At 60.1% G+C, this 9053-nt stretch carries 11 protein-coding genes; all 11 read right to left on the bottom strand.

What is annotated here, in order from left to right; all coding sequences use genetic code 11:
• A partial coding sequence (locus GCN75_RS09725) for a hypothetical protein (protein WP_226941231.1) occupies positions 1-472 on the bottom strand: 472 nt, incomplete at its 3' end.
• On the bottom strand, positions 469-1236 hold the full coding sequence (locus tag GCN75_RS09720) for a TrbG/VirB9 family P-type conjugative transfer protein (protein WP_152282343.1): 768 nt from the start codon (positions 1234-1236) through the stop codon (positions 469-471). The genes GCN75_RS09725 and GCN75_RS09720, both read right to left, overlap by 4 nt.
• Positions 1233-1940, bottom strand: coding sequence for a virB8 family protein (locus tag GCN75_RS09715; RefSeq protein WP_193317433.1), 708 nt, complete (start codon positions 1938-1940; stop codon positions 1233-1235). The genes GCN75_RS09720 and GCN75_RS09715 overlap by 4 nt, the downstream gene beginning before the upstream one ends.
• Before the next feature lie 11 nt (positions 1941-1951).
• Positions 1952-2146: a hypothetical protein gene (locus GCN75_RS09710; protein WP_152282341.1), complete on the bottom strand. Its 195-nt coding sequence runs from the start codon at positions 2144-2146 to the stop codon at positions 1952-1954.
• A gap of 14 nt (positions 2147-2160) precedes the next feature.
• Positions 2161-3312, bottom strand: a complete 1152-nt coding sequence (locus tag GCN75_RS09705; protein WP_152282340.1) for a type IV secretion system protein — start codon at positions 3310-3312, stop codon at positions 2161-2163.
• Between the two features lie 33 nt (positions 3313-3345).
• Positions 3346-4044, bottom strand: a complete 699-nt coding sequence (locus GCN75_RS09700) for a type IV secretion system protein (RefSeq protein ID WP_152282339.1) — start codon at positions 4042-4044, stop codon at positions 3346-3348.
• Positions 4041-6428 carry a VirB4 family type IV secretion/conjugal transfer ATPase gene (locus GCN75_RS09695; RefSeq protein WP_152282338.1) on the bottom strand — a complete coding sequence of 796 codons (2388 nt, stop codon included), beginning with the start codon at positions 6426-6428 and terminating at the stop codon, positions 4041-4043. The genes GCN75_RS09700 and GCN75_RS09695 overlap by 4 nt, the downstream gene beginning before the upstream one ends.
• Positions 6425-6745: a type IV secretion system protein VirB3 gene (locus GCN75_RS09690; protein ID WP_152282337.1), complete on the bottom strand. Its 321-nt coding sequence runs from the start codon at positions 6743-6745 to the stop codon at positions 6425-6427. Before GCN75_RS09690 ends, GCN75_RS09695 begins: the two co-directional genes overlap by 4 nt.
• Positions 6746-6748: 3 nt before the next feature.
• On the bottom strand, positions 6749-7018 hold the full coding sequence (locus GCN75_RS09685) for a TrbC/VirB2 family protein (protein ID WP_152282336.1): 270 nt from the start codon (positions 7016-7018) through the stop codon (positions 6749-6751).
• A gap of 15 nt (positions 7019-7033) precedes the next feature.
• A complete protein-coding gene (locus GCN75_RS09680; protein ID WP_152282335.1) occupies positions 7034-7573 on the bottom strand; it encodes a lytic transglycosylase domain-containing protein in 540 nt (179 codons plus the stop codon).
• A 292-nt stretch (positions 7574-7865) separates the two neighbouring features.
• Positions 7866-8960: a type IV pilus twitching motility protein PilT gene (locus GCN75_RS09675; RefSeq protein ID WP_152282334.1), complete on the bottom strand. Its 1095-nt coding sequence runs from the start codon at positions 8958-8960 to the stop codon at positions 7866-7868.
• Between the last annotated feature and the right edge of the window lie 93 nt (positions 8961-9053).

Below are 9053 nucleotides of genomic sequence, written 5' to 3'. Positions count from 1 at the left end.
TCAGCGAAGGCGGCGGCGGGGGCGGCGGAGGCGGCGGGGCAGCAGGCGGTGCCGGTGGCGGCGCGGCAGCGGCGGACCCGTTGCGCAACAGCGGAATCGGCAACGCGCTTTCCGCCCCTTCCTTCTTCTCGTCGGCCTTGCCGAAACGCGCCGGCAAAGCACCGTCGGCGCTGGAGGAACTGGCGGAACTGGCGGCAAACAGCTTGCCCTTGCGGCTCGTGTCCTCCCCTGCCTTCTTCATTTCCTGCTCTTCCTTTTTGCGCTCGGCGCGTTCGGCCATGAAGTCGCTCAGGTGCTGCTTGGCGAGATACACGGAGGCGCCGATCAGCACCATCAACACCACGAAGACCCCGATGATGACGATGACGGTCTTGTTCGGCTTGCGCTTGGGCTCGGCGCTGAAACGGTGCGGGTCGAAATCCGGCGGCGAAGCGGGGGCCGGGGCCGGGGCCGGAACAGTTTCTTCGCTCATGGCTTGCTCTCCCGGACCAGGCCGGGAACGGTCGTGCCGCTCCTGGGTGCGTTGCCGCGGCGTTCGTAACTGTCGTTGAAGACGCCGATCATCGAGCCGCCCAGGCGCAGGTTCCACAGGGGCGCAATGGCGTGCATCACCACGTAGTCGCCTTCCATATGATGGTTGACCAGCATTTCCTCGCGCGTGCCCGGCTCGCCCTTGTAAATTGCCGGCACTTCCACGTTGCCGGGAAAGCGCAGCCAGGTAAAGCGCCCGTCGTCATATACCTCGCTGGGACGGATATCGGCCTGCACGGCCACCAGCTGCATCGAGTAATTGTCATTGCGCGGCGCCGGCGGCAAGGCCGGTGCGGGCGGGACCGTCGGTAACGGATAGGTAAAGACAATCTTCGAGCGGCGCCGCTTGAAATTGGCCGGCGTCGACAGCTTGGGCAGCAGGTCGAATACATACGAGCGCTTGTTGGTCGTCACCAGCAAGGTCGCATACTTCGCCTCCTTGCGTGCCAGGACAAACAGACGGTTGACCTTCTTATGCACCTCCCAGCCGCCCACCGCGCCGCCGGCCACCTCCTCGAGCACCTCGTCGCCGGCAAATTCGATCAGGAACGGCTGGTCGATGATGGCGCCCACCTTCACCACCTTGTCGGGAGCATAGGTCACAAGCTCGACACGGCGCATCTCATCGTCGTCATTGAACATGGGATCGGCGGCGCAGCAGCCCATCGCCGCCCACAGCAGGCAAGCCGTCAGCCCGCGCATCATTTCGCGCCTCCATCGGCATCCTTGCTCATGAATTCAGGATCGGTCTGGTAGCCGTCGATGGTGAATCCCAAGGGGTTGTCTATCATCTCGAATTCCCGCTTGGCGCTCTGCGCCTGATAGCGATAGCGCAGCGTGGCCACGTGACGCGTCAGCACCGCCTCGTCATTGGTGCGCACATTGCGCGTACGCAGCTCATAACGCACCGAGGCCATGCCGTTGCCGTGCAAGGTAATGCTGAGTACCGTCGGCAGAATTTCCGTATTCGCCTCCAGCACCTTGTCGCGCGCATTGCTGCCTTCGTACAGCTTGGCATACGATTTCCAGCTTGCCTCGCCGGCCAGCGCCTTGACCAGGTCATAGTCGTGCTGCAACAGCTGATAGCTGTAACGCTCGCGCGCAATCAAAAAACTCTTGATCCAGTGCTTGTCGTTCAGCGTACTGCTGGCAACGAAGTCCTTGGCCGAGCTGGTGATGCTGCTTTCGCCGGTCAGCCGGTCCACCGTCACCACATACGGCACCACCTGCTTGAGGGGAATCAGCAGCATCAGGCTGATCACCATCAGCATCACCAGCAGCATGGAGACGCTGGCCACGCGCCAGGCGATCAGGCGCGAGCGGCGCTCGTTGAGAACGATATCGGCTTCCCAGCTCAGCTTTGATACTTCCCGTGCCTCGCCGGCCACCGGGCGCTTGAATCGAAACATGTTCATGTCCTTTAACTTTGCTTGGTTGCCGGATCAGCATTGGGCTGCGCCGGTTCTGCATCAGGTACCTCGTCCGGCGGCGGGACGGCGGTGCGCGCGCCGTGTACCGGGATGCGGCCGCTGCCATCAGCAAACAGCAATTCCGGCGGCTTGCTGGCGCACCCGCCCAGCATCAGAAAAAATACTGCCCACATCATTGTTTTCATCGCATTTCCTTTCCCTATTTCTTGACCGGTGGCAGGGTCAGTACCGGACTTCTTGACTTCCCCTGCGAATTGCCAGGCTTGCCATGGTTTTTGGATGAGTCCAGCGCATCGCTGCCCGGTCCCCTTTCCGAGCCGCCGTTCTTGCCCGACTTGCCCTTTCCACCGCCGTCCTCGCCCGTTCCGCCATCCTTGGACGACTTGCGGAAAGCACCCGCGACAGCTCCGCCCGTCTTCTTCACCCCGTACAATCCCCCCTTGAGCACGGTCTTCACGCTGGTCTTTATGCCGTTCGAGACAGCGGACTTGATACTTCCCGCCACGCCGTTCAAGCCCGTTCCACCCACCAGGTCGCTGGCAATGGCCGGTGCCCGCATCACAATCATGATCAGCACCACGGCGGCAGCCGACGCTGAAAGAATGACGAGCATGATCTGTTTGAGGTTGCCGGCAGTGCTGATATCGTAGACAAAGTCCTGCAGCAATTTCACCGACATCAGTACTGTGATCATGATGACAACCGCCGTGAACGTCCATTTCAGGGCGCTGGCGAACCAGGTATCGAAATAGCGGGCAGTCGCTTCAAAGGCATAGCAGGCAACGAACAGCGGGCCAACACCAAAGATGATGTACAGGCCAAAGTCGATGATCAGCAATTCGGCGCAAGCAATCACACCCAGCAGCAGGATGATCAGTATCATCAGCGTGCCGGCCAGTATCGCCAATATGCCGGTGAGTTCGACATAGATAAAGCCAATGTTGATATGGTCGTTACCCCAGGCCACCACTGCATCGAACGCGGCAAGCCCTTGCGTCATCGCGAGGTCGATCTGCTGATACTTGGTCAATCCTTCGGCGCCACCAAATCCCACCAGCACATCGTTGCCCAAGCCAACAATGAACTGGTGGACATTCTGCTCATACATATTTCCGGTCAATGCCAGCGCAAGTACCAGGAAAGCCCGCAAACTTCTTGAAAACACATCAAGAAAGTGATGCTGTCCTCCCTCCCCCCGAATGACCCGATAGCCGTGCAGGACGATCTGCAATGCCAGGCCAACTTCGATGATGGGAATGACCACGCCCACAAAATGGTCGATGACCGTGTCGACATTCGCCACATTCTTGAGAATTCTGGTGCTGAGGCCCTCGTAGATTTCAAATGGCATGGCTGCTTCCTGGTTGCTTGGCGTACTGGACGATTATCGGATGTAGAAACGGTTCCCGGCCGCATCTCCTGGGCCATCTTTGGCCAGTGCTACCAGTAACTGGTTATACAAACGGATCTCCTGCTCATTCTTGACAATGGCCATATCGACCATGGTTTTCTCGTTTTGCAGCAGCGCTGTTTCAATCTGTATGCGGCTTTGCAAGTCGGCAGCCTGCATCAGGTTGGACGGTGTCGTCATCTTCAGTTCATCGAGCAGGGTGAGAATTTTCAGCGCACGTTGCCGGCTCGTTTCCAGGTTGTCTTTCAGCATGGTGAGCAGATCGAAACTGGCCTGTTCCACTTTGCGGCAGAGCTCCAGCTGTTTATCCTGTTTCGGCGCCTCTTCGAATTTCCCGCAGCGCAGCGCTTTCGCCTGATCGGCAACGGTCTTGATATAGGCATCGGCATTATCATTCTTCAAGATCGCGACGCGAGACCCGGAAGGGTCGGCAATTTTGTTCAATTCACGATTGCGTTTCACTGCGTTGTTCAGCGTCGTGTTCATCTCGGTAACCGCGGTGGTCGTCTTGCCTGATTGCTCGACCAGCTTTTCAACCTGGGCAAAGACATCCTTGTCGGACACCGGCAAGGGAGTGGTGCTTGGCGCCGCCTGGCCAGCCGCATACGCCATGCCGGCGGGAACGGCGGCAAAGGACAGCGCCAGCAATGTGCTCATGACATTTTTTTTCATCGTACTTCCTCAAGAAAACGATTGATCCATTGATCGGGATGGTCGCCATGGCGCGCACGCAAGGCATCGAGCCTGGCGACGTTGGCCGTGGTGCCGGACAAAATCTTCAGCTCGTCGCTGAAGCCATGCAAATCCAGCGTCGCGATGGCAACGCTGGTACCTTGCTTGATCAGGAACATGCGCGACCCTTCGCCCAGGCTCTTGAGCAGCTCGAATTCGGTTCCCGTCAGCTTGAAGCCGTCCACGTAATCGCCATAGTCGGCCGTCGGATTGGGCAGGAAAATGAAGGTGGCCGTCTGCTCGATCAGCGCACGCGCAATCGGGCTGCGCAGCGTGTCGGACGGGCTTTGCGTCATGTAGACGCCGAAGCCATTCTGCTTGCGGATGGTCTTCTGCTTGTTCTTGGCGAAGTCCTCGAAGTACGGCACCGACAGCGCCTTCCAGTATTCATCCATGAAGAAGGCGAAGCGGCGCCCGTCGATCAGGGATTCGACCCGGTACATCAGGTACATCATGATCGCCGGACAGGTCTGGGCATCTTCCAGCAGCTCCGTATAGTCGAAGCCATACGTGCGGGTGGTGCCGAATTCCAGCAGATCTTCATCGCAATCGAGGGCCCAGCCCAGCGCGCCGTCGGCACACCATTTGCGCAGGCGTTCGGCCACACTGTTCGCATCCACGTTCGGCAAGTTCTGCATGACGGCGGTAAAGCTGCGCATGGAAGCGGGCAGCAGCGCGATGGCCCGCACCGCGTGCGAGATTTCCGCCTCCTCGCGCGGCAAATGGGGAGCGCCCGGCATCAGGGTGCAAAACTTGACCAGATCGTCCCAGAACAAGATATTGGCCTCGCTGGCCTCCATCTTGAAGGGGTTGAAACCGGTCGGCTTGCCCCGTTCCAGCGACAGGTATTGCCCGCCCGCCGCGCGCACCGCGATCTCGGCGCCACGGTCCTTGTCGAAAAACACGACCTGGGTACCGTATTTGTACAGGTTCATCATCAGGAACAGCGCCAGCACTGTCTTGCCGCCGCCAGACTGGCCGATGATCTGGCAATTGCCCAGGGCCGATGTGCCAAAGGCATCCTCGCCCGGCGCCGTGGCATGGAAGTTAAAATAGTATGGCTGGGATGCGGGCGAGCGCAGGATCGTCACCGCTTCACCCCAGGGATTGCCGTCGCGCTTTCCCAAGGTAAAGTTGTGCATCGAACACAGGCCCGAAAAATTGCGCGAGCTCAGATACGCGGAACGGGGCCGCGAACGCCAGTTGCCGGGCAACTGAGCAAAGTAGGCGTGATCGGTCACCAGGTCGATGACCACCGCCAGGAAGCCGGCGCTTTGCAGGGATTCGATCGCCGCCGAGCGGGCCGCCTTGATACCGTCCACGCTGGCGGATTTCACCTGCAGGCTGTAGTGGTATTCGCCCAGGGTGAAATTGCCGCTCGCCACGCCATCGAGTGCATCGTCCAGTTGCGTCAGCTGGCTGACCGAATTGTCGTTCGAGCTGATCATGCGGTTGCGCTGCAGGGTCAGGGCAGCCTTCGCATCGAGCACGTTCATGGGCGAGAAGGAATGCGTTTCCACATATTCATACGGCAGGCTGAGCATGGTGTTCAGGATGCCGGGATGGGAAAAATCCACATAATCCTTGATGTCGACGAAGGCGGAATAGGTCGATCCCAGCGTGGTGCGCGTTTCCATGATCTCGTTGCCGAACAGGACGCGCGCCATCGGCAGGTATTTGTGCAAAGGCACGTCCTTGACGGGAATGCGCCACCAGTGGCCGTTCAGCAGATAGGCATAGAACTCCAGCTGGCGGCTATAACGGATAGCGTTGTGTTCATACTCGCCGAGGCGTTCCGGCCCGTACGCATCGAGCGTGCGGCAGACCTGCTGGTGCAGGCTTTCCATGATGTCGAGCGCCAGTTCCTGCTCATGCGCGATGTCCTCCAGGGTACGGCCGATCTTGCCCAGCACGCCGGTGGCGCGCTGGGGCTGCGGGCGATGGAGCACCGTCAGAAAGATCTCGGTCGACATCATGCCGCCTTCCGCCAGCCCGTCGTAGTATTGCTGCAGGAAGCGCCGGGGGAAACCGCTCTCGGGCACAGAAAGCTTATCGGCGGCGACGCGCCGGATGCGGTGCACCCAGAACGCATACTTGCCGTTCGACAGGCTGCGCACCAGCAGATTCAGCGCTTCCATCTTGGCGTAGGCATCAGCGTAGCTCAAGCCTTCAAACGACAGCCCGGTGATGGACCAGGTCGACATATAATCGCCGCCCCGCGTCGACACGACGTTCTCCGTGATCCTGGCCGAAAACGGCAGGTGGCTGCTGACGCGGTCGTCCCTGGCCACCAGTTCCAGCGTGGAAACCGCATCGTTCTTCATGCGCGCCTCCGGTAATCATTGGGCGATACGGCATGCGCGCCCCAGTGCGCCTTGTTGCGCCGGCCGGCGGTACTTTTCATGCGCAGCAAATACTGGTTCAAGCGCTGTTCGTCGTTCGAACTGATATGACGCATGAACAGAACGTTCAGCACGCAGGTCATCAGGATGACGAAGGCGACAAACAGGTTCACCAGCACCATGGCCCAGATGGCGATCAGCAGGTGGATGCCGACCACCAGGATGAAGGGCACGATAGGCACCCCTGCCATCATTGCCGGCCGCGTCGCCCCCTTGAATACCACGTCTTCGTAAGCCATGGCTCAGCTCACGAAAAGGCCAGCGATGCCGCTCGCGCCGCCAATCAGCACGCCGCCCCAGAAGACGGGCGCCACGTCCTTCCATTCCGCCGCCTGGAATACCATGCGGAAGCCCACCACCATCAGGGCAATCGTCACGATGATGAGGCCGATGCTGGTCATCCATTTGGACACCTCGTCGAGCACTTTCTTGCCCCCCTCCAGGCCGCCGGCCAGGGCTGGTTGCGACAGGATGAACAAAAGAAGCGGCACAGTTACTTTATTGAGTTTCATGGATATCCCCTATGGTTAGTCGAACAAAATGGAAGAAGTGGCGGCAGCCAGCTGGCGGCCCTGGCCCTGGCCCTGGCCCTGGCCAGGATCAGGCGAGCCGCCCAGTACCCTGGCGACATAGCCGAGGCGTTCGCCGCTGACAAAATTTCCCGAGTAATAGCAGGACAGCGATGCCCTGCTCGCGGCATTGGCGCCATCGAGCGCCGTGCCGGCATAGCCGGCGCCGACGGCGCGCTGATAGCAGGTCTTCAGAATGCCCGTCCCGGCCTGCAGGTTGCCGCAGGCATCGAAGCCGTTGGCCAGCTCCTTGTTCCAGCCGAGGCGCGGAAAATGGATGCGATTCACCTGGCTGATGCCGATCGAATAGTTAACGCCTTGCTGCTCCAGGCTTTGCACCGTGGCCAACGCTTCGGCCAAGGTGCGCGGCTGGCGCGCCAGGCGGCCGCCGACCACGCCGATCGCAAACGGGTTCCCGCCCGATTCGACGCGCACCAGCTGGCGCACCAGCGCCGGCGGCACGTCCTGCGCGCAGGCATACGGGATCGCGTCTAGCATGTCCGGCGCCTCGCATGGCGCTGCGTGGAAAACGTACTCATAGGCCCTCGCTCCAGAAATAAGGTGTGCTGTTCAGGAAAAGAATTGACTGCAACGCTGCTTAAGTGGCGTGCACGGTCCATCCGGTTCCATGCTTCGGCATTTTTTCGCAGCGATGCCGCCATACAGGCAAAAGCTGGCGACGGACTGCGGCGGGAAGAGAGGAAAGAAAGGCGACGGGAGAACGGCAAACAGGCGGCGGGAACCAATGTGGTCGCCGCCGCCACTCAGAAAGGCAGGTGGTTACGGCGCTTCAGCGTGCGTTGCTGATGAGTTCATGCAGTTCGATGCGGTTGTAGGCAACGCGCATGGCATCCCTGGGGTGGATGATCTTGCGCCCCACCAGGTGCGCCAGGTCTTCGTTCAGGCTGCGCGACATATTGTCCTGGCGCCGTTTCATGAAATCGGCCAGCAGGTGCAGCTTGCCGGGATCGGCGACAAAGGAGGCGATCTGCTGGTTATTATTGAACAGCAATTCGCTTGCCAGCACGAACGCGCTGCCATCCTCGGTCGGCACCAGTCCCTGGCAAATGACGCCGATCAGGGAATTGGCCAATGCCGCGGCACGCTGCTCCTGCTGTCGGGGCGGAAAGAAGGACAGCAGCTTGCCGATGGCATTGACGGCGCTGTTGGTATGCATCGTGGCCAGCACCAGATGTCCCGATTCGCCCGCATGCAGCACGGTTTCGGCGGTTTCCAGGTCGCGGATCTCGCCGACCATGATGATGTCCGGATTTTGCCGCATGGTTTCGCGCAGCCCCGCAGAAAAGCTGGGCGTGTCGATGGGGACTTCCTTTTGCGAGATGATGGATTTGCGCCGCTTGAGCTGATACTCCACCGGTTGTTCGATGGTGACGATATGCGCGGTACGGGTGGCGTTGATGTAGTCAAGCATCGAAGCCAGCGTGGTGGTCTTGCCGGAACCGGTGGAGCCGGTCACGACGATGACACCCTTGGTGGCCTCCAGCATTGTTTTCACGTAGGCCGGCAAACCGGTCTTGTCGAGCGCGATCGGATCGAGCGGCAGCCGGCGGATCGAGATGACGACCTTTTGTCCGCCCGTGGTGCGGTAGGCATTGCAGCGCAAACGGCACTGGGTCAGCACAAAGGGGCGGTCGATGGCGCCATCGGGCAGCTTGGTGGCCCAGTCCTTGTCGATCGATTCGAGCACCGGCAGCATGTCCTCGGCCGTTACCCGTTCATCGCCGACCGGCTGCCAGCCGCGCGGCGTCTTGATCATCAGTTGCGCATCCTGCTCGATATGCAGGTCGGTAAACACCAGGTCCGAACCGATCAGCGTGATGATTTCCTGGACCAGGTCGCGCGTGATGGAAAAGTCAGTATTCATGAAAGGAGCCCCATTGTTGATCATAACCATGCCCGTTGCAGGCAACACCGCCATTCGGATCGCAGCAAAAATCATTCCAGCCGCCGTATCCCC

Origin of the sequence: Janthinobacterium violaceinigrum (genome assembly GCF_009208555.1) — a bacterium.
Classification (GTDB): domain Bacteria; phylum Pseudomonadota; class Gammaproteobacteria; order Burkholderiales; family Burkholderiaceae_D; genus Janthinobacterium; species Janthinobacterium violaceinigrum.
This window is presented reverse-complemented; position numbering and strand designations above follow the sequence as displayed.